This is a genomic window from Larkinella punicea (assembly GCF_003334855.1).
Classification (GTDB): domain Bacteria; phylum Bacteroidota; class Bacteroidia; order Cytophagales; family Spirosomataceae; genus Larkinella; species Larkinella punicea.
Genome location: NZ_QOWE01000026.1, coordinates 53,146 through 79,034, shown reverse-complemented (window position 1 = coordinate 79,034; position 25,889 = coordinate 53,146). Strand labels below are relative to the sequence as shown.

Below are 25,889 nucleotides of genomic sequence, written 5' to 3'. Positions count from 1 at the left end.
TGGGCCGTTCAGCCCGTTCAAAAACCGACTCAGGGTTGGCCGTTCGACGTGCTCACTACTGGCAGAACGACCGGACTTTCGGAAGCCGCCTGGAGCCGTTGCCAGAAACCGATGGTTTCCAGTTCGGTGTATAACTGATTGTACTGCTTCTCCGAAAGCCGCGTCAATGGCAAACGGCACGGCCCTACGTTGTAGCCCAGCATGTGCATGATGGCTTTCTGAGCCGGAATGGGCGGGAATTTGGTCATCACCCGGATCATCTCGATCAGGTGGGCCATGCCCTCCTGCGCCTGCTCCATCTGCCCGGCCTTGTAATGCCGCTGAACTTCCAGATACAGCGGGGCGGCAAAATTATACGTGCTGCCAATGGCTGCTTTTGCCCCAATGCTCAGGGCTGGCAGCAACATTTCGTCGTAACCGTACAGAACGTCAAACCGGCTGTTGGCATACCGCAGGCACACCTGGTATTCCCAGATCGTCGTGGCCGTATACTTAATTCCGCGCAGGTTGGGAATCTGTTTTTCGCTCAACCGGAGAAACTCAACCATGTCCATGCCTACACCGGTCAGGGTCGGAATGTGGTAATAGTAAAACGGCATTTCGGGCGCGGCCGACGCGATTTCGGCCATGCTGCTGACCAGATTCTGAACCGATGTGGGTTTGAAGTAAAACGCAGCGACCGACGAAGCCGCATCGGCCCCGATTGAGTAGGCGTGTTGCAGCAAGGCCTGCGATTCCCGAATACTCGAATGCCCGACGTGAACCCAGATGGGCAACCGCCCCGCCGATGCCTGCACGAACGCTTCGGCCACGGTCATGCGTTCCTGTGTCGTCATGTTGGGGCCTTCGCCGTTGCTGCCACAGATGAAGGCGCCACTCAGCCCATCGGCAACCATTTTGTCAAGTATAACCGGTATTAATTCCAGGTTGAGGGAACCGTCTTCGTGAAAAGGGGTGAATGGTGCGGACAACAGTCCTTCGGTTTTTGGTACGTTCATGGTGTTTTGGTCAATTCTACGCTCATTAATTTTAAAGCCTCTTGTCGAAATCGTCGAGCTTGAACCGCACGGAGACGACCGAATGCTTTTTCGTTCCGGGTTCATATTTGATGTAGGTCGTCGCCACGAGCTTACCGTCGGGCAGGAGTTCCAGACCGGGATACCCGCAATCGGTTCCGGCGTAATTATGCAGCAGTTTCACCCGGTATTGCCCCGAAAGCCCGTTGATTATGTCATTATACGTTCCGACCCAGGCCACGAAATGCCCTTTGGTGGGGCTGTTGGGGGCCATATCCCGAAAAACCGACACAATCCGGCCATCCGGCGTATACCGCACCATATGGCGGTCGCCGGTCAGCCCCCAGGGCGTTTCGACGGGCTTCGACCAGGTTTTTCCCTCGTCCTCCGACGTCATCATCAACGCCCGGCCTTTCCGCTGGTTTTCCCGCATCAAACACAGCAATTGTTTGCCGTTGGGCGACCGAAACACGGCGGGTTCGCAGGGCGAGCGGCCTTCCATTTCGCCCACCATCACCGATTCGCCCCAGGTCACTCCGCCGTCCGTCGAGATCGATTGCCAGATTTTCAGCGGAGATTTGTCCTTGTCGTCCGGTCCCCGGTGATACAGCCCCAGATAATCACCGTTTTGTAGTTTGACGATGCTCGAAAAGGCCATGACGCACGGTTTTCCCAGACTTTTGACAGGTGTCCAGGTTTTGCCGCCGTCTTCGCTCCAGGTCTGGGACATGCCCGGACGAGCCGCAAACACCATCAGACGTGCCTTCCCGGTTTTGTCCGTTAAATGATAAATACTGGGGCAATTGAAGGTGGTGCTCCAGTCGGCGGGTGTCGGGATCATTTCCCACTGCACACCGCCGTTCGTGCTCTTCGCCAGCGGACCGCATTTGCCCCCGTGATCGAACGACCAGGCACAAAACAGCGTCTTGCCGTCGGGCATCAAGACCGTTGTCGGGTGGCCCTGGTAGATTTCATCCGTTCCCCGGGCGACGACTGTTTGCCGGTTTTTCTCGCCGGACACATCCAAAATCGGGAGATTTGGGTGGTAAGGCTGTGCTACAGCAGACAAAGTCGCACTAGCCCCTAAAACCGTTACTATACAGCACTTTATCGATTGTTTCAGGAAATAATTCATAAGATTTAGCGGGTAGAAGACACCATGTTGACCTGATCTTTCTGATCCGTGAGCCAGGCCAGGTTGAAGCGTTTGAGCACAATGCGATACCGCCAGGTTTCGGTTGACCCTTCGTTGGTTTCGTAAAGGCAGTACATCATGCCATCCGGACCAACGGCCAGATCAGAATACCCCGCCTTGCCCGCATCGATCACTTTCTGCACCGGCCACGACTGTCCATCGTCGTAACTCAACTTCGCCGTCAGGTTCTGCCGTTTGCGAAAATCGTTGCGTTTGTTGAGGTATTCCGGATCATTTTGGCTGTCTGGATTCACAAACAGAATACGGTTTTTACTGCCCTTGCCGGGGCTGCTCACCCGAATCAGGCTCGCCATACAAACCGGGTCGAACAGTTCCTCGTCAAAAACCGGCTTTGTCCAGTTCGTAGCACCGTCCGGGCTGTAGGCAATCATCCGTTGATGCGGTGCGGATTCGGTGCGAATGTTGAGCATCACCCGCCCATCGGCGGTTTCGATGGCAACGTGTTCGCTCGGATTTTTGATTTCCGGGGTGGTGTTCGCCACGATGGCTCCGCGTTTCCAGGTCTGGCCAAAATCGTCACTGTAAATGGTGGCCACGCACGAAGGCCGGTGGTCACCGCCCGGAATTTTGGGATTCGGTTCGCAGAGCCAGACCGGCACCACCAGCCGCCCCTTATGCTGCCCGTTCTGAAGCTGAATGGCATGGCCGGGGCCGGGGGCCAGCACTTTCCAGTTGTATTCGGGCCGAAACTGATCAAAAGCGTAGGTGATTTCTTTCGGTGCCGACCAGGTTTTGCCGTCATCGGTCGAGCGGACGTAATAACAATTGCTGTAGTTCCGATGATAGAGCACATGAATGGTTTTGCCATCGCGGTCGACAATGGGCGTGCAATTGGATGTCGGCCGTTTGGTTTCACGGGCGGCAATGACCACATTTTCTTCCCAGGTTTTCCCACCGTCCGTGCTCCGGCGCATGATCATGTCGATGTCAGCCCAGTCGCCGGAATTATTAACGCGGGCTTCACAAAACGCCAGCAGCGAGCCTTTGGTGGTCATCACCAAAGCCGGAATGCGGGTCGTTGCGTAGGAAGTGCCGGGATCAAAAACCGTAGCCGTGGTTTCAAAAACCGGCTGCTCACTCACCTGAGCGGGGCGGTTCGCGGTCCTGCAATTCGCCAGCAACACACTCAGAAACAGGAAATAAATAAAGTGCCTCATGTTTTAAGAGTAAAGGTTTAGGGAGTCTATGGATTCCGGACATTGATCAGTACCCTTCGGTCTGCTTAATCAAATTATTCAGCGAAAGCACGCGCGTCGCTACCGGCCAGTACAAAGGTGTGGTTTTTCCCCGCAGGTTCGGCACCAGTTCGTAGACATTGATGGTGCCACCTTTGTGGAAGCGGACCAGATCCCACCAGCGCTTATTTTCGTGGAAAAACTCCCGGCCGCGCTCGTCCAGAATTTCCTTTTCCAGCGTCTTCTTATCGGTCGCCGTGAAGTCGGCCACACCGGCTCGTTTCCGGACTTTGTTCAGTTCAACCAGGGCCGGGGCCGACTGGCCCAAAGCCGCCAGTGCTTCGGCTTTCAACAGCAACAGGTCGGCGAAGCGGTACAGAATCACATCATCGTCGGCCAGCCGGTCTTCTGCATACAACGTCCCCCGGAACTTATTGGGCCAGGCAATGAGTTTTTTGGTGCCCTGCAATTCCCAGATGTAGCTCACATCCCGGCGAACATCGCCCGGATAGATATCCAGCAACGCCAGGGCTTCCGGACTGGCGGCATAACCCGCCTGCGCATTGCCCGGCTCTTTCACCAGCGGTAAATCGGCCGCATTGGCAGCCGTGCCGGAGTAGTTGATCAGCGGGAGAGCCGACCGGGCGTACATATCGCTACCCGTTTCGTTGCGGTTGAAATACAGCGAAAAAATCACTTCGGTGTTCTTTTTATTGGTAGACAAAAAGACATTCCGAAAAACCGGCAACAGACTCACACCTGATTTTTCAACCTCCGCAATGGCCGCCAGAGCCTCGTTCAAATCCGCATTGCCGCCCCCCAGGACTTTGGCCGTCCACAGCTTCGCGTCGGCTTTGAAGGCATAGGCGGCCGGTTTTGAAAACCGGTTTTTGTCCGGATATCCGGCTTCGGGAAAGAGCGCAAGGGCCTGATCCAGATCCGCAAAGACCTGCTTGAATACGTCGGCAACGGGGGTTCGGGCCACCAGCGGCACATTCTCATCGACCACCGGTTCCAGCACCAGCGGCACATCGCCCCAGATTTTGGCCATGTAATAATATAGGTACGCCCGAACGCACAGGGCCTCGGCCTGCGTCCGTTTTTTGACCACCTCGTTGGTGAACGTAAAACCGTCGATCTGCCGCAACAGCAGGTTGACGTGGCCGATGGTGCCGTAAAATGCCGTCCAGTCGCGCGAGTTGCCCGCGTTGATAACCTGCGACCAGTAGGCCGAAAACCGGGGCAGCGAGCCCTGAACGTACAGTTCGCTGCGGTCTTCGCCGAAAGCCTGCTCGTTCATGTGGCCCCGAAACCGCTGGTAAATGCCGGTCATGTAGGTCGTGAAGTCACCTTCGCTCTGCCAGAAAACCTGATTGGTGATCTGCGAACGCGGTTTTACCTCCAGAATATCCTGACAGGAAGAGCCGAGCCAGCCCGTCGCCGTCAACAAAAGGAATTGGATGAATGTCTTTTTCATGAGTGCAGCGATTGAATGCCTGATTAAAACCGGATGGTGGCTCCGAACGTAAACTGACGCGGACGCGGATAACCGCCCTCATCGTACCCCTTGTAAACTTCCGGATTCAGTCCCTTGTATTTCGTCAAATACCCAATGTTGTAGACCCCGGCGTTGAGCTGAACCGAGCCCGCAAAAATCCGGCGGGCCATTGCGGTTGGCAGTTGGTACGAGAACGAAAGCTCTCGCAGAGCCAGCCAGTCGCCTTTGGCGAAATAAATGGAGTTGTCGCTGCCGTAACCGTCGTCCAGCCCCACCTGGTTGTAGCCGACCTGCGTCACCTGCCGCAGGTGGTTCCGGTAGCCAAAGTCGGCATCGCCGAAGCTGAAACGGGGGTAGTATTTCCCGGTTTCACCCGGATTCTGCCAGGTTTCGTCGCTGAGGGCTTCGCGGGGCGCCCCTTCATTGGAGGCCCTTGCCTGCCCCATCGCCCGGGCCAGCGCACCGTCGCTGACGACGTGTCCGAGGGCATAATCCATTGTAAACCGGGCTGATAAGCCTTTCCAGGTGAAGGCATTCTGCATCCCGCCAATCTTGTCCGGAACCCGGTACCCGATGAATACCAGGTCTTTACCGTCGATTTGACCATCGCCATTCAGATCAGCCCAGTTGACGTCGCCACCGTGTTTGGGTTTGCCGAGTGCGACGCTGGTAACGAGCAAATCTTTGGGTGCGCTTTTGGCTTCTTCGTCGGTGGCAAAAATACCGTTCGACTGAAAAGCCCACAGACCACCCGGACGCTCGCCCTCGGCGTAACCGCCGACTTCAATGTCCTTGCCCGTGGCCGGATCATAAATCAAGCCGCCATTGATGCGGTTTTTATCGCGGCCATTGTCGGGCAATTCAACGATGGTGGTTCGGTTGAACGCAAACGAGAAATTGGTATTCCAGGCAAAGTTGCCTTTTTTCAGGACGGTAGCTCCCAACTCGACCTCGACGCCCCGGTTGCGGAGTTTGCCGACGTTGTAGCGAATGCTGTTAAACCCGGTTTCGGTTGGCAGCGGCAGGTTATCCAGGCGGTTTTTGGTCAGTTTGTTATACACATCGACAATCAGCGTCACCCGGTTAAACAGGTTCATGTCGATGCCGCCGTCGATGGTTTCGGTGGTTTCCCAGAGCAGGTTCGGGTTGGCGAGTGTGGTCCGCAAAATACCGCCGTTGCCGCCGTACGGAGCCGAACCATAGCCGCCGTAGGTATCGGTGTAATTCAATCCGGACAAACCGGTTTGCCCGTAGCTCGCCCGAACTTTCAACTGATTGATCGCCTTGACCTGCCAGAAGTTTTCCCGGTGAACATTCCAGCCCGCCGAAACGGATGGAAACAGCGCGTACTGGTTGTTGGGCGCGAAACTCGAAAAACCGTCGTACCGCAACGAAGCCCCCAGCAGATACCGGCCATCGTAATCGTAGTTGACCTGACCGAAAAGGCTGGCGGTTTTGGTTTCGAAGTACCCCGATGTTAACCCAAAGTTCGGTTGCTGAACGCCGTTGATCACTGTGGTCGGCGGATTGCCATTAAAAGTCGTCTGGTAATCATCCGTAGACCGCTGCCCCGTTCCCCGCAAATTGTACTCAACCCGGCGGGTAAAGTTGAAACCGGCCAGGGCGGTCAGGTTGTGCTTTCCGCCAAACGTGTTGTCATACTGCAAAATCTGGTCGGTCATAAACTGCTTGTCCTGCGTGAGTTCTTCTGCCTTGTCGCGCTGGCGTTGTTGTCCGGGAAAAGCCCGCTCAAAAAATAGATAGCGGTTTTGAACGATATAGAGCGAAGCCGACGGGCGGAAATGCAGCCCTTTGGCGATTTCCAGATCACCCGCCAGCCGGAACGTCGTCTGGTCGTTGTTGGAGCTTAAATCCTGGTAATACAACTCGTGGAGCCGGTTTCGAACCGAAACACTCTCGCCCAGCGCCGGTAAACCGTTGTCGTAATACAGGCGGTTCAGCGGTGGCACCCGCACACTGCGCGTCAACTGCACCTGGTTGTTGGACAGAAATTTATTGTCGTTCCAGAGGTAGGAAACGTTGGTTTCCAGCCGAAACCGGTCGCTCACTTTGAAATTGGCGTTGGCCAGGGAGCTGAAGCGTTTGTAATTCGTACCCAGAAAAACCCCGCCCTGGTCGATATAGCCCAGCGATACGTTGTAACTGGCGCGTTCGGTGCCGCCATCGATTCCAATGTTGTAGTTGTTGGTTGCGGCCGTGTTCCAAACCACGTCCTGATACTGACTGTCCTTGAAAATAATCGTTCGGCCCGGATTGACCGGATCGTCCATCGTTTCCCAACCGTTGGCCAGCAGGTTATCGACGTAGGGCTGGCCTTCAACCGCCACCAGATTGTCCTGGTAAGCAGTCGTAAAAACCGCGTTGCCATATTGCCCTTTTTGGGTGTAGGTGGGCGTAGTGGCCGAATTACCGGCGGAATACAGCTTCTGGTTGATGTCGAAAACGTCGAGGCCACGCGCCCAGGTCCGGCGGGCCAGATTCAGGTATTCTCTGGCATTCAGGTAATTGTAGTTGCGGGCCTGGGTTTCCACCCCGTGCTGATACCGGAAGGTTACGTTGCTTTTTCCGCCGTTGAACTTGCCGGTTCTGGTTTTAATGATGATTACGCCGTTGGCCCCGCGCGCGCCGTAGGCAGCGGTCGAAGCCGCGTCCTTCAGCACCTGGAGCGACTCGATGTCGTCGGGATTGACATCGTTGAAGCTCCGAAAAACGCCGTCGACGATGACCAGGGGATTGCTGGCCTGGATGTTGGAAACCGGATTGGTGCCACTGCCGGTCGAGCCGGTTCCGTAGGGATTCAGGGTCGTGCCACCCCGAATAACGATGTTGCCCGCGGCTCCCGGTTGTCCGGACAAAACCGGTACCGAAACCCCGGCCAGTTTTCCTTGTAAGGCCTGAACCGGGCTCGCCGACGGGATGTTGCGGAGTTCCTGCACATCGATTTTCGATACGGATGCCGTGGTTTTGGCCCGCGACTGTTCGGCGTAGCCCACAATGACCACTTCATTCAGCGCTTTCACATCTTCCACCAGTTTCACATCCAGCCGTGTGCGGCCATTGACGGCGAGTTCCTGACTGACGTAGCCGATGAACGACACGACCAGCGTGCTTTTCGGATTGGGAACGCTAACCGTATAATTGCCCTCGGTGTCCGTAACCGTGCCGGTCGATGTTCCTTTGATGACGACGCTGACACCCGGCAGGCCGTCGCCATCTCCGCCGACAATGCGACCCTGCACCTGAAGCCGGGCCTGTGCCAACGCGACCGGTCCGCTGAACAGCAATGCCAGCATTCCAATCAAGCTGATGGCTCGAAATAGAGGATTGATCATAATCGAAATAAGGTAAGGTTGTGTTAGGAAAGGACTTTTGTTGTTATGTAAATAAGTAGTACATAATTACACAATATTGAAAAGAAAGAAAGAAAATTCCAAGAGCAGCCCCAGTTTTTTGTATTTCTATCAGAAAAAATAATACGGGTTAAGGACTACTCAGGACTGATTCAATACTCGCATCCCCGGATCACATCAACGGTATGGTTATCCAGCCAATCCCAATCCAGGTCGACGCCCAGACCCGGTCCGGTGGGACAGTGCTGGCAACCGTCTTCGCGAATTTCCAGCGGATCGGTTTTCAGGCCAAACCGGAACATGGGATGGTGACTTTCCAGAAAACGCGAGAGCTTCGTAGCACAGCCCACATGCAGGTTCGCCACATCCAGCAGCGGGGCACCGGCGGTGTGAATTTCCAGCCCGTAGCCCATCATTTCACACATGCCCATGGCTTTCATCAGCCCGGTGACGCCACTTTTGTGGTGAACATCCGCCCGAATGAGGTCAATGGCACCTTCGGTCATATAGTGCGGCAATTCGAACAGGCCCACGGTTTCGGCGGCCAGAACCGGGGTTCGGATGGCTTGCGACAGTTTTTTCAGCAACACGAGGTGCGCATCCGGAAACGGTTCTTCAAACCATTCATACCGGAGTGCGTCCAGCTCATACCCAATCCTGAGTGCGTCTTCAAACGTCAACACCGCCGACGAATCGAGCATGAGGGGAAAACCGTCACCCGCCACCTCCCGCGCCTTCCGCAGACGGGGAATGTCCAGCGCCGAACCACCCGACAGTTGCAGTTTAATCCCGCGAAAACCCTGTCCGATTTTTTGGCGAACCTCCTGTTCCACTTCGTCCACCGTCAGAATGGTTTGCGGTGGGCAGGTGGCATATGTGGGCACTTTATCCCGGTATTGACCCAGCAGTTTGGCAATCGACATTCCGGCGGCTTTGCCTTTGATGTCCCACAACGCCACATCCAGATTGCCCCAGATGGCTTCCCGGAGGTTATACAAATGCCGCTGTTTCGACCGCATCGACTGCCAGATGGCTTCGTGATTCAACGGATCTTTCCCAACCAGTTCGTGGTAATAGACGTCGTGCACGGCGTAGGCTGACGCCCGCCCCTGCCCCAGCGGTCCGTAATCCATCGTGTAGCCTTCAATGCCGTCGTCCGTGTGAAGCGTCGTCAGCGGAAACTCCCAGTAGGGAACATGGCCGGGTGGAATGGGCCGGGGATGGAACCAGGCTTCGGCACTCAGGCGAATCCGGTGGGTGCTAATGTCCGTGATCTTCATCTATTTAATGTACTTATGTGGTACATATATGAGCAAATAAAAAAGAAAGCCGTTTTATTTCCTACGATTTCACAACAAATTTATCGAAAAATGAAAATTAAGTAATCGATCAACCCTTCATAATCCTTCGCATCAGGATGGTACTGACCAGCAGCCCACCCGCAACACCAACGGCGTCAGCCGCCAGATCAAGCCATTCGAAATTGCGGTTGATGGGCATGACCAACTGGTAAATCTCGATCAAAAAACCGTATACAACCCCGATGACAAAAAGGCGCAGCGGAAACCGATAGACGGTTCCCCAGAGGAAACCCCACAAGCCAAAGATACTGATGTGCAGAAACTTATCATCTACCGTCATCTCTGGTGAGGGATAATCACTCGGCCACGCACAGCCAATAAAAACGATGATGGTCCAGCCGATGGCGGCCCATTTTACCAACACTTCAAGTCGCATATCAGCGGGTGAGGGCGGTCATTCGCCACTCGGTCAGAACTAAAAAAACCGTAATCACACTGAGCAAATAGATCACATTTCGGGAGTCGATCAGACCGCGTCCCAGCGCCTGGTACTGTTCATCGAGCGCCAGCCAGGTGAGTGGATACGAGAGCGTTCCCCAGAATGACAGGTCGGCCACCGAACTGATACCGACGTACAGCAAAAAACACAGAAACACGCCAACCACAAACGCAACTACCTGATTTTCATTAATGGAGGAAGCAAACAGGCCCACCGCTACAAAGACGCCCCCCAGCAACAGCAGCCCGACGTAGGAACCGAAAACCGAAGCGGAATCCAGATTGCCCACCGGATTGCCCAGTTGGTAAACCGAATAATAGTACAGTAAAGTGGGAAGCAATAACAGTACCACAACCAGCCAGTTGGCCCCAAATTTTGCCAGAACCAACTGCCAGCGGGTCAGCGGTTTGGTCAGCAGCCACTCAATGGTGCCGGCCCGAACTTCTTCGGCGATGGACCGCATGGTGATGGCCGGAATCAGAAACAGCATGACGTAGGGCGTCAGGTTGAAGAAAACCCCCAGGTCGGCATAGCCGTAGTCCAGCAGGCTGGTATCCGGGAAAACCCACAACATCAGCCCCACCGCCGTCAGAAAGACGACCATGATGACATATGCGACCGGCGAGCTAAAAAAACCGTTGATTTCTTTCCGAAAAACAGGGAGCATGGTTTAATAAGACGAGAGAGGTTAGACAAGAGAGCAAAGACGTACGCTTTACAGGTATGGGTATATTTTTATCTCATTTCTCTTGTCTAACGTCTTTTCTCTCCATCAATTTTGAAAATCTGAAAAAGGCGGACGGTTCCGGCGGATGAAGGCGGCTGCGACCAGTGAAATGAGTGCGCCAAAAATGGCGGCAACCAGGATACCAATCATAAACTGTAAACCGGGTCCCTGGAGTTTTTCGGTAAACTCCATCGCCTGTTCGATCTGCTCGTCGGGCATCCCCCGGTTTTCCATCTGCTCCCGGGCATTGTCCAGGATTTGCTGACGAATGGTTGGATCGATGAACGAGGTGTAAATCAGGTTGTAGGTGACGGAGATCAAGCCGGAAATGACCGATACCAGCGTACCCAACCCAACGCCTTCGCCAAAGCTCATAAAACCGCCATTCAATGTGCGGTATTCGCGCATCGCCATAACCGTGATTACAATGGAAATCACCAGACTGAGCCAGGGCAAGGCCGTGTTTGAAAATTGGCCGGTGACGTTGATGGCAGTGGTGTAGACCATGAAAATAACCCCGGAGATTAATCCCCATTTCAGGGCCAGACGAGCGGTAGAGGGTTTTTCTTCCATTTCAGTGCGTGTTTTATCAGTTTGATTTAGGGGATTCGGAAGGATTCGGCAAGTCGGGGGTTGGATTGTAGAGGCTATAGTCCTGCCTTCTGAAAAGTAAAGAAATAATCAGGACGGGTAAAATAGCCAGCACGGTTTTTTTACTGATTTCGTCACCAACCAGGGTTTCCAGCGTAATCAAATCGACATTTTTCAGCATTTTCACGTATTCCGCCTGCCCCAGTGTTTCTACCAGTCGCCCTTTGGTCGAAACGATCAACTGCCGCATTTCGTCGAGATACTGGGTAAATATCGTTGGATCAATGTATTTCAGGAAGAGGTAAATCAGCCAGGCCGTCAGCATCGCGCCCACCGTATTGACCACGTAACAGATGCTCAGGGCTTCCCAAAGGTGCAAAAATCCCTTCCCGATGTGCTTGCGGTAGTACCAGACTGCCGCTACCATCATGATGATCTGAAAACCAAAATCCAGCACTTTATGATTCCCCAGCGGCATGATGCCCAACGCGTAGAGCGCCAGGAAATACCCGAAACACAATACCCCCGCCAACAGCCCGAAAATTACCGGCAGCTTTAACAGCGGGTGGTTAAAAAACGAAATAAGTTGTTTCACTGCGTGTTATAAAGATTCAACAAAACCTTTGTTAATAATCCATAACGCCTTTCCCCGTAAAGTCTTGCCAAAAAACGGCGAGTTTTTTGACCGGGAAGCTGTCCGCTCATACGTCCACTCGACGTCCGGATCAAAAACCGTCAGCGTGGCCGGCTGGTTCTCGTCGATGGTGTGCGCCGGCAATCGCAGAATCTGGCGCGGACGGTGGGTCAACGCTTCGATCAACGATGCCAACGGCCAATCCGGAAAATGCGTGCGGACGACGGCAAAAGCGGTTTCTAACCCGATGATGCCAAAATCGGCGTGGTCAAATTCGATGTTCTTGCTTTCGTCGTCCTGCGGATTATGGTCCGACACGACGGCGTCGATGGTGCCGTCGGCCAGCCCCTGCTTCAGGGCTTCGCGGTCGGCGGGCAGTCGAAACGGCGGATTTACTTTCAAATTGGTGTCGAACCCCATCAAATCTGAATCGGTGAATGCCAGTTGGTGGGCGGCCACATCGCAACTCACCGGCAAACCCTGCTGCTTGGCCTGCCGAATCAACTCAACCGAACGCGCCGTTGAAATCGTGGAGAAATGCAGGACGGTTTCGGCGGGTCGCCCGGCAGATTGCGGATACAGGTATTCCAGAAGCCGCAAATCCCGCTCGATCATCATTTCTTCGGCCATGGCGGGCATACCCTTCAACCCCAGCAAGGTACTGGAAAGCCCCTCGTTCATCTGTCCGAAATGCGTCAGGTTCTGCTCTTCGGGGCGGTTCATCAGCAAGCCGTTGAACGGCCGCAAATATTGCAGCGTTTTCAGCAGCAGATCGGGATGCGTCAGCGGTTGTTCGCCATCCGAAAACGCCACCGCTCCGGCGTGGTGCAGGTCGATCATGTCCGTAAAGTCCTGACCTTCTGCCCGTTTCGTAATGGCGGCAATCGGATGCACACTGACGGCTTGGCCCTGGGTGGCCTGCCGGACATACCCGAGCGTGTCTTTTGAATCGAGAACCGGTTTGGTATTGGGCAACACGGCAATGTCCGTAAAACCGCCCAGCATGGCGGCCCGGCAAACCGTGGTCAGGTCTTCTTTGTGTTCATAGCCCGGATCTTTGGCCGAAACCCGGAGGTCGACCCAACCCGGAGACAGGCACAAACCGGCCGGTTCGATGCGTTGAATCGAGGAGTCGTCCTCATCGACCGGGAGCGCTTCGCCGATCTGGCGGATGAGACCATTTTCAAGGAGTACGTCACGAACCAGTCCATCAAAGGGCGACTGTGGGTCTATGATTCGGACGGCACGAATGAGTAGTTTCATGGAAATGCAAAAAAAAAGCCCCGGCTGGAGCTTCCTGATTCAATTGGGGACTTAGGCCCCCACCAACTCTTTATAGGCTTCGGCCGACATCAAATCATCGGATTCGGCACCGTCGGTCAATTTCAGTTTCACGATCCAACCCCGGCCATACGGATCGTCGTTGACCAGTTCGGGTGATTTTTCAACTTCCGGATTAATTTCAAGTACTTCACCGGCAACGGGCAGAAAAAGGTCCGAAACCGTCTTGACAGCTTCAATCGAACCAAATATGTCACCCTTTGCCAAACTCTGTCCGACACTCGTGATGTCTACAAAGACAATATCACCTAATTCACTCTGGGCAAAATCCGTGATACCGACAATGGCCGTATCTCCTTCGATGCGAATCCACTCGTGATCTTGCGTATACTTTAATTCTCCGGGAAAATTCATACGTGACGTTTCGTTTAACGCTGCAATTTACACAGGTAAAACGGTTTTGCAAACCTTCACGTCGGGGTTTCCCGACCATTGCTGCCCGTGAGGGGTCGGGAAGTGTCCGGTGGGCTTCGCTGGTGATTGTGTACCAAAATAGCCTGACAACTGACCATCAGGCTATTTTAGTTTTTGTCTTTCTGGAGGCTGCCTAAACGAAGCCCCACGGCATTATTTACGCAAAATCAGCTTTTCGGTAATTGTTTTCACATCCTGCTGAATTTGAATTAAATAAATGCCATTAGAAGCTCCAAACAACGAAACCGCTTCTTCGTGTTCGACTCCTTCTCCCGTAATTGTGCGCTCACTCAGTTTACGGCCTGTTAAATCGAGGACGCTAAGTTGAGTTAACTGGTCTTTGGCAGCAAAGAATCGCACCGTAAAGTTTCCATCTGTCGGGTTAGGAAATAGGGTTATTTTTCCCTGAACCAGATTTTCGCCAGTCGACAACCGCCCACCGGAGCAATTGATAGTTTGGGGACTACCTGTCAAAACAAAACCATTGCCCAACACTCGTACACTGATTGACTGATTCTGACCGTTTTTAATCGAAGATGGGGGAGAATAATTAAAGCTGTGTGCTCCATTCCCTTTCCCTGCATTCTGTAGATCCTGACGAAACTCGGATGCGACGAACGAACTGACGACATTACCATTGGCAAGTAGTTCCACAGTGACGGGCGTATTGGGGCTATTGGGCGTATAGACCCAACCCCATATATTGCCACAATTTGCCCCATCTAAGTGCCCTTCATAACTGCCCGATGGATTGGGATTGGTCGGTGTTGTTGGGTTTGTTGGGATCGAACACCCCGTGGTAAAGTTAATAGCGATTTGGTTCCCGGATTGGGTAGCCGAACCCGTAGCAGTCTGTCCTATTCGTCCATCATTGGGAAAGGTATAACTGGTGACGATATTCGGATTCATGGTTCCGGCAAAGATACCGGGCAAAAAAACCGTGACGGGAGTGCTATTGCTACTGGTAAACTGGTATTGAAGTACCCCGGTTGTACAATTATAACTCACAATCTGAAAAGCCAAACTACCCCCCGTTGGAGTGGTTGGATTCGGGGTGCCACCCGGACAGCCCGTCGACTCGAAACGGAACAAACGTTGATTCTGAAAGCCTTCACTGGTCGATCCCCAGAGTTGCAATTGGGGCTCGTTGCCGTAATTTTTCATATCCCAGGTCACGCCATTGCTCCCGTTGATGCGGTAGGCTCCACTGCCATTGTCCTGAATCGTCCACAGTTGCCGGGTATCCCCGGAAGACGCACTCAGGCGCAGGAGTTCGCCATTGTTTAGGGCGTTGACACTCATGGCCAGGCCACTGCCATTTTGCGTTACGAAGCGGTACTGATTAGCCGATGTAGTTTCGGCTTTCCAAATCTGATTGTTCGCTCCGTTGGCGCCCCGTTGCTCAACGGTGTTGCCCGCAATGGCCTCCATGAGCTGATTGGTCTGGACGGAACGGATCACATAACAGCCACTTAATGAACCGGTAGGCGGATTGGTGGGCGGAGGGGTCGTGCCGCCGGAGCAGCCGGAAGTCTGCACGTAAAACCGCTGGCTATCACCGCCGTATGGGCTCCACAGATGCAGCCCCGCGCCATTGTCCTGACCGGGACCCTCCACATCGGCGACCAGGGCACTGGAATACGAGGGCGCGAATTTGTAGGTGCCGTCACCGTAGGCTTCCAGGCGCCATTTCTGTTGCGCGCTGTTGGCCCAGTCATGCTGGTTGACCGTGGTACCACTGCCCGTACCGGCCCCATTCGCATCCATGACTTTGTTGCTGAATTGGGAGATGATGCGATAGAGGGAGCCATCGACCACTTCGAGTTTGAAAATCTGGTTGGTAGAACCGTTGCCGTCCTGCTGACGGATGCGGGTACCGGCATTTCCATCGGCTACCTGCAGGAATTTGTTGGAGTGTTTGGCTTTGAGGGTGTAGCAGCCGGTGGCGAGGGGGGCTGAGCCAGTGGAGCCATCGTTGGTGTCGTCAACGATCGTATAGGGAAAATCAATGGCTTGGGAAAAGACCAAATTTCCATCTGCGTTTTTGACAACAGCCCGATACCGCCCGGTGCAATTGCTGCCAATTGTCTGATCGAAACACAAAGCAGCATCCATATCGGTCGTAGTTCCATCATCCCGTACCCAAGAATAGGATAAACCGCCCGGTGCCGATACGGTTGACCCATCAGCACTAATATTGACACTTTGGGCCTCTGTTCCCAAGTCTTGAACAGTCACCTGGCCCCAATTTGGGTTTGAACACAGGCTGATGATACTATTTGTCCAGGCATCCGCAGCTTGATCCAAACCACCCAAGCCGAAGTGGGTTCCATCTTCCCGGCTGGTAATCCCATCGGTGGCCGGGCCAGCAACCAGGGAACCCAATCCCGACGAATTTAATACCATGTTCTGCCCATCGATGATCAGTTGGGATGTAGTGTTCTGGATATAGGATGCCCGAGCAATGACCCAGGGAACACTGCGTTTTAAATCATTCCGAGATTGCTGGACAACATATTGCAGTTTTTGAGCGTATTCTGCTGAGTTGCGCACGTAACGTTTTTCCTGACTATTCGGCGATGCTCCATTCCCTAAAATTGCATTAATAGGGCTAAAAGCGCGATTGACCAAGGTTTTATCGCTCCACTGAGATTGCCCTGAGCTACCTTCTCGTTGGGCTAGGTTATCAGTTTCACCCTGCATCCAGAGCACTGCCCGCACACCATACGCCGATGCATAGTTGCGAAGTACATTAGCGAAAAACTGATAGGGCGATCCTGGCTGGTAACGATTATCTTGCCCAGCGAAATCAAAACTCGCCGATCTTGCCTCAAAATTAGTGGACGTTACCCACTGAGTTACTGTGGTTCCTCCATAAGAAGCATTAAAAAATGCAACCGGTGCCTGACATGCCTGGGCTATTTTAGCCCCAACGGATGCCCAATACCACATCGAATTGCCCAAGGGACCGATACCAGAAGGCTGACTCGTCGTGGGTACCAGGTTCTGAACTTTATTGTATTTATCTGGCAACTGAGTGGGATCAGTCATACCCAATTGTGCTTCCGGAATGACATTGGGTGATACCCGAACCGCATCCATAAAAACGGTATTAGGTGCTACTCGCCCCGGTACCCCCTGGGCATTGGATTGTCCGGCAATTAGAAAAACTTCCCCAATACCTACTTTTCGTTTCTGTTCATACGTTTTGGGGCTTCCAAAGGTCGGTTTTCGAACGGCCCTTACGGTCAATTCATACCAACCTTTCGGCAAATCGTTGGCGGAAATGCTAAAATTGGTATTTCCCTGAGCGGCCTGATAGATACGGGGCTGTTCTGACGTTGGGTTTCCGGTGGTCAGGTCTAATTTCTGAAAGAAAGCCTGTACGACGTACCCACCCCCTAAAAATGTTTTAGAATTAAAGGTTCCCAACACTTTGACATTTCCATTCCCTCCAACCTGTTGGTAAACAGCTCCATCCAGCGGTAAACTTACGTTAAGAGTCTGAGCGCATAAAATTGTATGCACATGCAATAAAATTAAAATAACAAACCATACAGTTGTTCGCATAATTAGTAAAAATTAGGGTAATGTGGAAAAGTGAATGAGTACCAGACTGGCCTTTAACTAAGCAAGGTTAAGCCACACATTAGATAGTAGTGGAAAATTAGGGGCATTCATATTCATAATCCGTCACGGCGATACCAAAAGGATCCTGTTCGATCAGCCATTGGGGATTGAGTGCTTTACCGTGTTTAATCCGGCGCTTCACAAACCCTTGTTTATTGTAAAAGTATTGGTACTTAATCTGATAGAGGGAGCCATCTTCAAAATCACGGCTATTTTTGATTGCCCATCGTTCTAATAAAGGTAAGTTTCTGCTTTCCTTTCCCTGAAAATTGTAAATGGATGGTAGGTTGGGACGGTCTAATTGGTAGGTATAAGTAAAAGTCATAACCGCCGGTATATTGGTATACCTTAGTGACTCATGTTGAAAGAGTACCAGGTTTCCTTCCACATAATTATAAACGCCTTGATTCGACGTGTTATCTTCGACTCCTTCTAAAACCAAATGCCCGTCCTCATCATATTTTAAGGGAACCGTATAGTCAATGCCTATGCTCACCTTGCCCTTAGCATTTAAAGCAAACTCATTCTCTTCGATAAAGGGACCTCTTAGTTCTCCTTTATCCCCTTCGCTCGTATACTCTTTGTAGCGTTTTAAGTGAGTAGGGGTGTAGGAATAGCGCTGTAGGGTATACTGGCCCTGTAAGCGACGTTGGTATTCCTCCACAAGCCGACCAGTTGGATCATCATACGAGTAGGTAGTCGTAAAAACAGTGCCAACCTTTACTTTTTGGCCATCCTCCAGCGTAATGGTTTCCACACCTGGGCGCTGATCATTAGGCAGCATCAGGGTCTTATACGTGGTTTTGACAATCTTACAGCCTTTTGGCGGTTGCGGTAAATTCATCGGATCGGTAAACCACTCCTCGGCCGGATGCAGATCCCGGTCTTTTTTACAACTCAGCGCCATCGCCAGCAGACTGAGCAAAAACAGGATGGATAAGAAAGAAGTCTTCATGGGTGATCTAAAAGGGACGGGACAAACCTATAATTTACAAGACAAACAATCAAAGATTTTATGCGCTTTTTTACGTAAGCTTCCAATATAAAAACCCTGTAAATCAAGCGGTTATTAGAACCAAAAATCGGTAACATGATTCTAAATCGCTAAAAATGAGGGTTGTAAATTTCAACTACACTCATATTCAAAATCGGTTACTACAAAGAGTGGCCTGTAGTGAGATGGAGAACCATTTAAATTTAGGAACGTCTGGAGGTAGTTTGGCTGGCAAGGTGCTTAGAATTGCTCAGCGTTTTTGGGCGGGAGTTTAAAATGAAGGCTGGAAGAAGAACAATCATACTCATAGTCAAACACGACAGTATGTACTTTAGCATCATAGGGCCAGCCCGTCCGTTTTTCACTGTGAGCAATTTTCCTCTTTACACGGCCCTCTTCGTCGAATTTATATGAGTAGTCGGTTGAATAAACCAGTGGTCGGTTGAAGTCTGTTCGCTCAATTGCTTCATGCATAAGCAGATTACGACTTCCTTTTCCCAAGAAGATGTGAATTGGAGGCTGACCAGCACGAGTCAAATCATAAGAATAATTATAAATATACAACCAATCCAGTTCCTTATATTCTTTTATTAAGTTGCCGTTTACCACTTGCCCTATATATTGGCCATAGCTTGTCTGCACTGTTTGTTGGGTCAAATATCCTTCTGAATCATATTTGACTTTTTGCTGATAAAATTTGGATTCAGCCAACCCTTGTGTATTTAAGACTATACTATCATTGAATACTTGTGTACCCAATTGGCGGGAGTATGAAGTAGTCTGCTTAAGCACTAATCCCGGCGAATAGACATACCCGACGACCGTAGAGTCCCCGGTTACCACCCGGTCTTTTTCCCGGATTAGTCGCCCCTGTGGATCATAGGTGTAAAAGCTTTCTTTGTAGAAACTCACTTTTACGTCTTTGCCGCCTACCCGTATTGTTTCCTCATCACGAATAGGTCGATCACGAGTTGAGGAAGACTTTAATACGACTCTAACAATCCGGCATGAGGGAATGGGGGCGGTTTCTTCGTTTCGCTGTTTGCAACAAAAATTTACTACACATAGTGTGAGTATCAGCCCATAACTTATTACTGTGTTTTTCATACACTATAAATTACCTCACCGTTGCGCAGTGAAACCTGATGTGAATTAATGCTTACCGTTTAAATGCTTGTGCAATAAAGCATCTATTTCATGCCGGGTAAACCATTCCCATACTATTTTTTTGTGACCGACAAATTCAGTTTACGGATCATTTAAAAAGGCAACAACATGTTTTTACAATTACCTAAGCGGTAACGAATTTTGGCTGTTCCTGTGGCTGTGGATTAGCCGGGGGTGATGATGTAACACTTTCAGAACTAAATTTTCACAACACAAAAAAACCGCCCATCGAATGTCGACGGGCGGTGGTATAAGAGTTCGAGGAAGATTACGCTTTTTTGAATTCAAACGTCACCATATCTTCTTTTCCATCATCATTTAAATCTTCAATCGGAGTTGACCATTTCATGACACTTCCATCGATAGTCAAGTCGTAAATTTCAGAGGTTCCACCAGTAGTAATGGTCAATTTATTGCCATCAACCTTCCAGGTCGACTTGTCTGCCACTGGATTATAATCATCGACATCCGCTGATGCACAGGCTGGCGACGGCGTCCCTGAAATGCTACCATTTCCGTTGAAAGTGGTTTTGGAATCGGTCAAACAGGCAATTAAGGCATTGGCATCCGTTCCGGGAATTGCTTTCATTAGGACAAAAAAATCATTCGTTTTCGTACCGTTCCCCAAATCAATCTGGACATTGGCTTTTATACCTGTAATCTTCCAGCTTCCTTCAATGGCATTGGGTTTCACATCCGGTTCGCCATTGCCGTCTTTATCTTTGCTACAGCTTGCAAACCAGAGCGGTAGGGCCAGCAACATGACCATAGTCCATCCATAACGGAAATTCACGCGGTTCAAAAGTAAGGTTGTCTTTTTCATCTGTTGTTTGATTTGATTGTTAGAAAAGTTTGATTTGTGATTCAAAATTGGGCAAAATTGGTGCGGCCACCCAGTTCATTACGCCTGAATTGCCTATATTGAGGTTTAAACAGGTACTTCCGTCTGCTGAAGTGCGTTCACCGGTTTTTGGGGCTTTTCGGAGATCGTTTTTGAAGGTCGATACCCGTTCTGTACCCGAATTTGAATCATACCGACTACCGCCTGTAAGGCAAAACAAATACCCCATCCATTAAAAATAATCTTCTGTGTAACTCTGTCATTTAGCATGTTCCCGGTATTTAATTTTGAGGAACAAGTCATCATTAAAACCAGGAACCGCCCGACGGTTACACCGAGATCAAGTCTATGCTGATAACAACTACTTCGAATATCGAAGGCAAACGGATCACCAAATACCTGGGCCTGGCCAACGGTGAAGCCATCATTGGCTCCAACCTGATTAAAGATTTCTTTGCCACCGTGCGCGACGTAGCGGGCGGACGTTCAGCCGCTTACGAACAGGCCCTGCGCGAAGCCAAAAGCATTGCCATGAAAGAAATGATCGAACAGGCCCAGCGGCTGGGTGCCAACGCGGTTATCGGCGTCGATCTGGATTACCAAACCATCGGCAACAACGGCGGTTTGCTCATGGTGAGTGCCAACGGCACGGCGGTAGTGATCGAGTAATCGGTCGGCCTAGCGTCTTCCCAGCGGGAAAACATAGCCCAGCGAGAACGTTGCCACCTGTTGGCTGACGTATTCCACCGGTTGGGGGTCGGCGTCGGTTCCCAGGCTGTAGTTGTACCGTCCTTCGATTAGCAACCGGCCCGGTCCGGCCGGAATCGATACGCCCAGGCCACCGGTTACACCGTATTCGAGCCGCGCATCGTCGCTGGTTAGCGTTCGTTTTTCGTCGGCCAGCGTCTCGCCATCCACGACAAACTTATACCGCGCATCCAGGCCGTAGGCCACATACGGCCCCGCATTCACGAAAAACCGGGTTTTGCGACCGAAAGAAAGTTTCAGCAACAGCGGAACTTCAATGGCGTTGGCTGAAGCCTGAAGCGAGAATTTCTGGCCTTCCACCTCCCCGGCAAATTTTGCTGACCGGCGCGTATACAGGATCTCCGGTTGAATCGAGAAGACGTTGCCAATCCCGTAGTTGATGACCAGACCACCCGTAAAACCCGGAGCGGTTTCTGAAGCGCCACCGACTCCGTCCAGATCACCGCCCGGCGCATATTCGTTCAACAGCGCATTGACGCCCCCCCGAATACCGATCGACAAGCCCCGGCCCGAATACGCCGATTCGGTTTTGACGCGGGCCGGTTTCTCCGGTTTGGCCACTTTCTCAGCTTTTGGCGCCTTCGCCGGTTTTTCGGCTTTCGCTTTTTTCGAGCGTTTCGTCGCTTCTTTCGAAGGCGTCTCCGCTTGCGGTTTGGTCTCCACAACGGTTTGCTGCGCCAGCATCGGTTCGGCTTCGACCGTCGCTGTTGCGGATTCTACCGCCGTGGTCGTGGCTTTTGGGGCTGTCGCAACCGCCGGTTTTGGGGCGGGTTTCTTCGCTGCCGTGGCCGTGGTTTTCGGCTTGGCGGTAGTGGTTTTCTTCGGGGCCGCTGCCACCGGTTTCTTTTGTACGGCGGCAACCGGCTTGGCGGCCGTCGTTGGTTTGGGTTTGGTGGTCTGGGCTTCCGCCAGCAGGCCGACCGCCACCAGGCACACGGTAAATAGTGATGCTTTCATCGGGTGTTCAATCTGTGTGTGTATCTGTTGTTACTGTTGCTGCAAAATTAGATCCTTGAACAACGCCCCGAAAGAGAAGAACTACGTGATTTTCATCGCGTAGTTTCCCTGTAGCATTTCACGACACAAAAAAAGGCAACCCGTTAGCCAGGTTGCCTTTCATCGTTCATCATTCATAACTCATCATTCTATTAAAACCGGTCCTCGTCGTCATCATCATCGTCTTCACCGAAGGCCGTGCCGGGGCTGAACATGCTGCCTAACAGGTCTTTAAACTGCTGGCCAGTATCCATCGCTTTCTTGCCCACGAGCGAGTATTCCGCCAAACCGTGCAGGGCAAATTCCATCATGAACAGCTTCTCCTGTTTCCCCAAACGCGAATGCAACGAATCGACCACATCGTCCAAACCGTCGATGGCTTTCAGGCGGTTTTCGTAATCGCGGGTCGGCAGGTCGTTCAGGAAATCCATCACATTACCGTCGCCAAACCAGTCGGTTATTTTTTTGTAGGGATTGCCGCCCTTCTGTTTTTTGGCTTTTTCGGGATTCGGAAAATAATTCAGGAATTGCGTCCGAATGGCTTTCCCGATCAGGTTCTGGGCCACGATCACCGGGCCTTCCACTTCGCCTTCGTACACCAGCTCCACTTTCCCGCAAATTGCCGGAATGACACCGTACAGATCCGTAATCCGAACGTAGGTCTCCTTCTCGCTATTCAGCAACGCCCGGCGTTCGGCGGCCGACAGCAGGTTTTCAAAAGCCGCAATGGTCAAGCGGGCCGAGACGCCACTTTTTGCGTCAACGTATTCACTATCACGGGCTTCCAGGGCCACTTGCTCAATCAGATCCGCAATCAGATCGTTGGTTTTCACCATGCCTTTCTGCTCGGTTTTGACAACGGCTTCCTGCTGTGTAATCTTCTTCCCGATCTCCAGCGACTTCGGATAGTGGGTCACAATCTGGCTGTCGATCCGGTCTTTCAAGGGCGTCACGATACTGCCCCGGTTCGTATAATCTTCCGGGTTCGCCGTAAACACAAACTGAATATCAAGCGGTAAGCGCAGTTTAAAACCGCGAATCTGAATATCACCTTCCTGCAAAATATTGAAGAGCGACACCTGAATCCGAGCCTGTAAATCCGGCAATTCATTGATCACAAAAATACAGCGGTGCGAGCGCGGAATCAGTCCGAAGTGAATCGTCCGTTCGTCCGAATACGGTAACTTCAACGTTGCTGCTTTGATCGGGTCAACATCGCCGATGAGGTCGGCCACGGAAACATCGGGCGTCGCCAGTTTTTCGGTGTAGCGATCGTTCCGGTGCAACCAGCCAATCGGCGTTGCATCGCCTTTTTCCGCTACCAGATCGTGGGCAAACCGGGAGAGTGGCACCAGCGGATCGTCGTTCAGTTCCGACCCTTCCACAACCGGGATGTATTCGTCCAGCAGATTGATCATCAGCCGGGCAATCCGGGTTTTGGCCTGCCCGCGCAACCCCAGCAAATTGATGTGGTGCATCGATAGAATCGCCCGTTCGACATCCGGAATGACGGTATCTTCATACCCCCAGATTCCCGGAAAAACGGTCTCTTTCGCCTTAATCTTCTCAATTAAGTTGTCACGAAGTTCTTGTTTGATGGACTTGGATTGGTAACCGGCAGCTTTCAGTTCGCCGAGGGTTTTTATTTTTACTAACTCTTTACTCTTCAGGGATGAATAGCTCATGAAATCGTTGTGAATATAAAAAAATGTTTGTTGCCTTTAACAGAGTTTCATTAGTTTTCATCGAGACTCTGTATGGTTTTTAATCCAACTCAAAATGCCATTATATTCCAGATTGCCCTCGGCTATTTGGATTACAAAATTATAACGCTCTTGTTGGCTGGCGTTAATGAACAAATTATTTGTACGGAGTATGATCTCCATAAGTACATAGCCTGTGCGCTTGTTTCCATCGATAAAAGGATGGTTTTTTACAATGCTTTCGATAATTGCGGCTGCTTTCTCTACGGGCGTCTGGTAAAATTCCGTATCACCGAAACCCGAGTATGGCCTTGCAATAGCTGAAAGCATGATACCTTCGTCACGAACCCCGTCACTCCCTCCAAAATCCTCAATTAGTCGACGATGAATCAGTAATACTTCATCTGTAGAAATCATTGAGCTAATCGTTGAAGTAACTCCCGATTTTCGTTAATAATATCATCAAGCAACGCACTGCGTTCGGGTGATAGTGCCGTTTCTTTTCGGAAAGAATCATCCGAGTCAATCACCTGTTCAATGATCTGCTTAGCCAATTCACTAACCGAAGGCAGATTCATCGCTTGGGCTTTTTCCTGCAATTTGGTTAAACGGCTGTCATCCAGCGAAATATTAATCGTCGTCATACTTTCCGGTTATTTCATATTTTTCCGGCGGTTGCGCTGGAAGTCTTCAAACATCATGTTTCCTAATCCCTGCAAACCGCTGTAATAGGCACGGCCGTTGTTCACTTTCGTAAATTCGTGAACAAACTGCTTCAAATAGGGATCGGAAGCAATCATAAAGGTCGTAATCGGAATGTCGAGCCGACGGCATTGGGCGGCTAGTGTCAGGGTTTTCGACACGATCTTGCGGTCCAGCCCGAAACTGTTTTTGTAATATTTGATGCCTTCTTTCAAGCAGGTCGGTTTTCCGTCGGTAATCATGAAAATCTGCTTGTTCTTGTTCTTGCGTCGACGCAACAAATCCATCGCCAGTTCGAGCCCGGCCACGGTGTTGGTGTGGTACGGTCCCACTTCCAGATACGGCAAATCCTTCACCTGAATCTGCCAGGCGTCGTTGCCAAAAACAATAATATCCAGCGTGTCTTTGGGATATTTCTGCTTCACCAGTTCCACCAGTGCCATACCCACTTTTTTGGCGGGCGTAATGCGGTCTTCGCCGTAGAGAATCATCGAGTGGCTCACATCGATCATCAAAACCGTGGACGTCTGGGTTTTCTGCTCTTTCTGAACCACCTCCAGATCGCGTTCCATCAGCGTAAATTCATTGACGCCACTATTGATCTGGGCGTTGCGGATGGATTCGGTCATGGAAATCTGTTCGAGCGAATCGCCAAACTGAAAATCGCGCAGGTCGCTGCTGAGTTCGTCGCCCACGCCGGTAAACGGGGTGTGGTGGTTGCCGCCGGATTTCGAGCGTTTCAGCTTCCCGAAAATTTCTTCCAGCGCCGACTTCCGGATGGATTGCTCGCTCTTGGCCGTCATTGCGAGCGTGCCTTCTTCGTTCTGCTCGGTCAGATAGCCTTTTTCTTTCATTTCCTCGACAAAATTACCAATCCCGTATTTGTCGTCGGTTAAGCTATACCGCCGGTCGAGGTCGTTCAGATAGGCCAGCGCCTGTTCGACATTGCCCGACGTCATCAGCAACAATTGCTGGAAAATGTTGAGCAACTGGTCGAATTTGCTGCCTTCTTTTTTTTCGGGCGGAATATAATTGGAGAATTGGAATCCTTTCATGAAATACGGTCGTTAGGTCAGCAGTTCGCGTTGATGAAAGAACAGCGCACCCGCCGGATTTGTTCGCTTCCTGAAAATACGAAATTTTCGACAATTCCACCACGACAAACAACCGCCAGTGGCCTCTATGCCCGGTTTTAGGGCCTTTATGACCACAATCCTATGTTTTTCGTTTCGATTTCTTTGCTGTACACAACCTGCTTTTTCCCTATATTTGCGCTCCTTTTCTCTTCATCACCAATACAGCATC

22 protein-coding genes are annotated in these 25,889 nt (G+C 51.5%); 1 reads left to right on the top strand and 21 read right to left on the bottom strand.

Annotated features, from left to right (window positions below):
• Window positions 1-29: 29 nt before the first annotated feature.
• The 16 genes from DUE52_RS26255 to DUE52_RS26175 form a co-directional block, all read right to left on the bottom strand.
• A complete protein-coding gene (locus tag DUE52_RS26255) occupies window positions 30-998 on the bottom strand; it encodes a dihydrodipicolinate synthase family protein (protein WP_114409057.1) in 969 nt (322 codons plus the stop codon).
• 31 nt (window positions 999-1,029) lie between these two features.
• Window positions 1,030-2,085, bottom strand: a complete 1,056-nt coding sequence (locus tag DUE52_RS26250) for a sialidase family protein (RefSeq protein WP_222930327.1) — start codon at window positions 2,083-2,085, stop codon at window positions 1,030-1,032.
• 71 nt (window positions 2,086-2,156) lie between these two features.
• Entirely contained in the window at window positions 2,157-3,389 is a 1,233-nt protein-coding gene (locus DUE52_RS26245; RefSeq protein WP_114409055.1) for a sialidase family protein, read from the bottom strand.
• A 46-nt stretch (window positions 3,390-3,435) separates the two neighbouring features.
• Complete coding sequence (locus DUE52_RS26240) at window positions 3,436-4,884, bottom strand: RagB/SusD family nutrient uptake outer membrane protein (RefSeq protein ID WP_114409054.1); 1,449 nt, start codon at window positions 4,882-4,884, stop codon at window positions 3,436-3,438.
• Window positions 4,885-4,907: 23 nt separating this feature from the next.
• Entirely contained in the window at window positions 4,908-8,258 is a 3,351-nt protein-coding gene (locus DUE52_RS26235) for a SusC/RagA family TonB-linked outer membrane protein (RefSeq protein ID WP_114409053.1), read from the bottom strand.
• 170 nt (window positions 8,259-8,428) lie between these two features.
• A complete protein-coding gene (locus DUE52_RS26230; protein ID WP_114409052.1) occupies window positions 8,429-9,556 on the bottom strand; it encodes a mandelate racemase/muconate lactonizing enzyme family protein in 1,128 nt (375 codons plus the stop codon).
• Window positions 9,557-9,665: 109 nt separating this feature from the next.
• The gene (locus tag DUE52_RS26225; protein WP_114409051.1) at window positions 9,666-10,013 is read right to left on the bottom strand and encodes a VanZ family protein; all 348 of its coding nucleotides are present in this window, start codon (window positions 10,011-10,013) and stop codon (window positions 9,666-9,668) included.
• Window position 10,014: 1 nt separating this feature from the next.
• Window positions 10,015-10,743, bottom strand: a complete 729-nt coding sequence (gene gldF / locus DUE52_RS26220) for a gliding motility-associated ABC transporter permease subunit GldF (RefSeq protein WP_114409050.1) — start codon at window positions 10,741-10,743, stop codon at window positions 10,015-10,017.
• 105 nt (window positions 10,744-10,848) lie between these two features.
• Window positions 10,849-11,376 (bottom strand): DUF4199 domain-containing protein, encoded by a 528-nt coding sequence (locus tag DUE52_RS26215; protein ID WP_114409049.1) that lies wholly within the window; start codon window positions 11,374-11,376, stop codon window positions 10,849-10,851.
• Between the two features lie 16 nt (window positions 11,377-11,392).
• Window positions 11,393-11,989: a DUF4199 domain-containing protein gene (locus DUE52_RS26210; protein WP_114409048.1), complete on the bottom strand. Its 597-nt coding sequence runs from the start codon at window positions 11,987-11,989 to the stop codon at window positions 11,393-11,395.
• A 6-nt stretch (window positions 11,990-11,995) separates the two neighbouring features.
• Window positions 11,996-13,291 carry a dihydroorotase gene (locus DUE52_RS26205; protein ID WP_114409047.1) on the bottom strand — a complete coding sequence of 432 codons (1,296 nt, stop codon included), beginning with the start codon at window positions 13,289-13,291 and terminating at the stop codon, window positions 11,996-11,998.
• A gap of 51 nt (window positions 13,292-13,342) precedes the next feature.
• Window positions 13,343-13,723: a glycine cleavage system protein GcvH gene (gene gcvH / locus DUE52_RS26200; RefSeq protein WP_114409046.1), complete on the bottom strand. Its 381-nt coding sequence runs from the start codon at window positions 13,721-13,723 to the stop codon at window positions 13,343-13,345.
• Window positions 13,724-13,936: 213 nt separating this feature from the next.
• Window positions 13,937-17,353, bottom strand: a complete 3,417-nt coding sequence (locus DUE52_RS26190) for an RICIN domain-containing protein (RefSeq protein ID WP_114409044.1) — start codon at window positions 17,351-17,353, stop codon at window positions 13,937-13,939.
• Window positions 17,354-17,450: 97 nt separating this feature from the next.
• Window positions 17,451-18,368: a hypothetical protein gene (locus DUE52_RS26185; protein ID WP_114409043.1), complete on the bottom strand. Its 918-nt coding sequence runs from the start codon at window positions 18,366-18,368 to the stop codon at window positions 17,451-17,453.
• A 279-nt stretch (window positions 18,369-18,647) separates the two neighbouring features.
• A complete protein-coding gene (locus DUE52_RS26180) occupies window positions 18,648-19,514 on the bottom strand; it encodes a hypothetical protein (RefSeq protein WP_133299950.1) in 867 nt (288 codons plus the stop codon).
• 328 nt (window positions 19,515-19,842) lie between these two features.
• Entirely contained in the window at window positions 19,843-20,397 is a 555-nt protein-coding gene (locus tag DUE52_RS26175) for a lipocalin family protein (protein WP_229312312.1), read from the bottom strand.
• A gap of 366 nt (window positions 20,398-20,763) precedes the next feature.
• Between DUE52_RS26175 and DUE52_RS26165 the strand changes: the two genes are divergently transcribed.
• Window positions 20,764-21,084 (top strand): heavy metal-binding domain-containing protein, encoded by a 321-nt coding sequence (locus tag DUE52_RS26165; RefSeq protein WP_114409040.1) that lies wholly within the window; start codon window positions 20,764-20,766, stop codon window positions 21,082-21,084.
• Between the two features lie 9 nt (window positions 21,085-21,093).
• On the opposite strand, the gene DUE52_RS26160 is transcribed toward DUE52_RS26165, so the two are convergent.
• The 5 genes from DUE52_RS26160 to DUE52_RS26140 form a co-directional block, all read right to left on the bottom strand.
• Window positions 21,094-22,140, bottom strand: a complete 1,047-nt coding sequence (locus DUE52_RS26160; RefSeq protein ID WP_114409039.1) for a porin family protein — start codon at window positions 22,138-22,140, stop codon at window positions 21,094-21,096.
• A 191-nt stretch (window positions 22,141-22,331) separates the two neighbouring features.
• Window positions 22,332-23,864: a P-loop NTPase family protein gene (locus DUE52_RS26155; RefSeq protein WP_114409038.1), complete on the bottom strand. Its 1,533-nt coding sequence runs from the start codon at window positions 23,862-23,864 to the stop codon at window positions 22,332-22,334.
• A gap of 57 nt (window positions 23,865-23,921) precedes the next feature.
• Window positions 23,922-24,299 carry a type II toxin-antitoxin system death-on-curing family toxin gene (locus DUE52_RS26150; RefSeq protein ID WP_114409037.1) on the bottom strand — a complete coding sequence of 126 codons (378 nt, stop codon included), beginning with the start codon at window positions 24,297-24,299 and terminating at the stop codon, window positions 23,922-23,924.
• A complete protein-coding gene (locus tag DUE52_RS26145; RefSeq protein WP_114409036.1) occupies window positions 24,296-24,526 on the bottom strand; it encodes a ribbon-helix-helix protein, CopG family in 231 nt (76 codons plus the stop codon). Before DUE52_RS26145 ends, DUE52_RS26150 begins: the two co-directional genes overlap by 4 nt.
• A 9-nt stretch (window positions 24,527-24,535) precedes the next feature.
• Window positions 24,536-25,639 carry a vWA domain-containing protein gene (locus DUE52_RS26140; protein WP_114409035.1) on the bottom strand — a complete coding sequence of 368 codons (1,104 nt, stop codon included), beginning with the start codon at window positions 25,637-25,639 and terminating at the stop codon, window positions 24,536-24,538.
• Window positions 25,640-25,889 lie beyond the last annotated feature (250 nt).

What these genes read in the sequence shown, in the direction of transcription:
- DUE52_RS26155 (WP_114409038.1), bottom strand. Translation starts at nt 23,864, where the DNA reads ATGAGCTATTCATCCCTGAAGAGTAAAGAGTTAGTAAAAATAAAAACC.
- DUE52_RS26190 (WP_114409044.1), bottom strand. Translation starts at nt 17,353, where the DNA reads ATGCGAACAACTGTATGGTTTGTTATTTTAATTTTATTGCATGTGCAT.
- DUE52_RS26180 (WP_133299950.1), bottom strand. Translation starts at nt 19,514, where the DNA reads ATGAAAAACACAGTAATAAGTTATGGGCTGATACTCACACTATGTGTA.
- DUE52_RS26165 (WP_114409040.1), top strand. Translation starts at nt 20,764, where the DNA reads ATGCTGATAACAACTACTTCGAATATCGAAGGCAAACGGATCACCAAA.
- DUE52_RS26245 (WP_114409055.1), bottom strand. Translation starts at nt 3,389, where the DNA reads ATGAGGCACTTTATTTATTTCCTGTTTCTGAGTGTGTTGCTGGCGAAT.
- DUE52_RS26175 (WP_229312312.1), bottom strand. Translation starts at nt 20,397, where the DNA reads ATGAAAAAGACAACCTTACTTTTGAACCGCGTGAATTTCCGTTATGGA.
- DUE52_RS26150 (WP_114409037.1), bottom strand. Translation starts at nt 24,299, where the DNA reads ATGATTTCTACAGATGAAGTATTACTGATTCATCGTCGACTAATTGAG.
- gcvH (WP_114409046.1), bottom strand. Translation starts at nt 13,723, where the DNA reads ATGAATTTTCCCGGAGAATTAAAGTATACGCAAGATCACGAGTGGATT.
- DUE52_RS26185 (WP_114409043.1), bottom strand. Translation starts at nt 18,368, where the DNA reads ATGAAGACTTCTTTCTTATCCATCCTGTTTTTGCTCAGTCTGCTGGCG.
- DUE52_RS26255 (WP_114409057.1), bottom strand. Translation starts at nt 998, where the DNA reads ATGAACGTACCAAAAACCGAAGGACTGTTGTCCGCACCATTCACCCCT.
- DUE52_RS26140 (WP_114409035.1), bottom strand. Translation starts at nt 25,639, where the DNA reads ATGAAAGGATTCCAATTCTCCAATTATATTCCGCCCGAAAAAAAAGAA.
- DUE52_RS26205 (WP_114409047.1), bottom strand. Translation starts at nt 13,291, where the DNA reads ATGAAACTACTCATTCGTGCCGTCCGAATCATAGACCCACAGTCGCCC.
- gldF (WP_114409050.1), bottom strand. Translation starts at nt 10,743, where the DNA reads ATGCTCCCTGTTTTTCGGAAAGAAATCAACGGTTTTTTTAGCTCGCCG.
- DUE52_RS26235 (WP_114409053.1), bottom strand. Translation starts at nt 8,258, where the DNA reads ATGATCAATCCTCTATTTCGAGCCATCAGCTTGATTGGAATGCTGGCA.
- DUE52_RS26230 (WP_114409052.1), bottom strand. Translation starts at nt 9,556, where the DNA reads ATGAAGATCACGGACATTAGCACCCACCGGATTCGCCTGAGTGCCGAA.
- DUE52_RS26145 (WP_114409036.1), bottom strand. Translation starts at nt 24,526, where the DNA reads ATGACGACGATTAATATTTCGCTGGATGACAGCCGTTTAACCAAATTG.
- DUE52_RS26240 (WP_114409054.1), bottom strand. Translation starts at nt 4,884, where the DNA reads ATGAAAAAGACATTCATCCAATTCCTTTTGTTGACGGCGACGGGCTGG.
- DUE52_RS26215 (WP_114409049.1), bottom strand. Translation starts at nt 11,376, where the DNA reads ATGGAAGAAAAACCCTCTACCGCTCGTCTGGCCCTGAAATGGGGATTA.
- DUE52_RS26225 (WP_114409051.1), bottom strand. Translation starts at nt 10,013, where the DNA reads ATGCGACTTGAAGTGTTGGTAAAATGGGCCGCCATCGGCTGGACCATC.
- DUE52_RS26160 (WP_114409039.1), bottom strand. Translation starts at nt 22,140, where the DNA reads ATGAAAGCATCACTATTTACCGTGTGCCTGGTGGCGGTCGGCCTGCTG.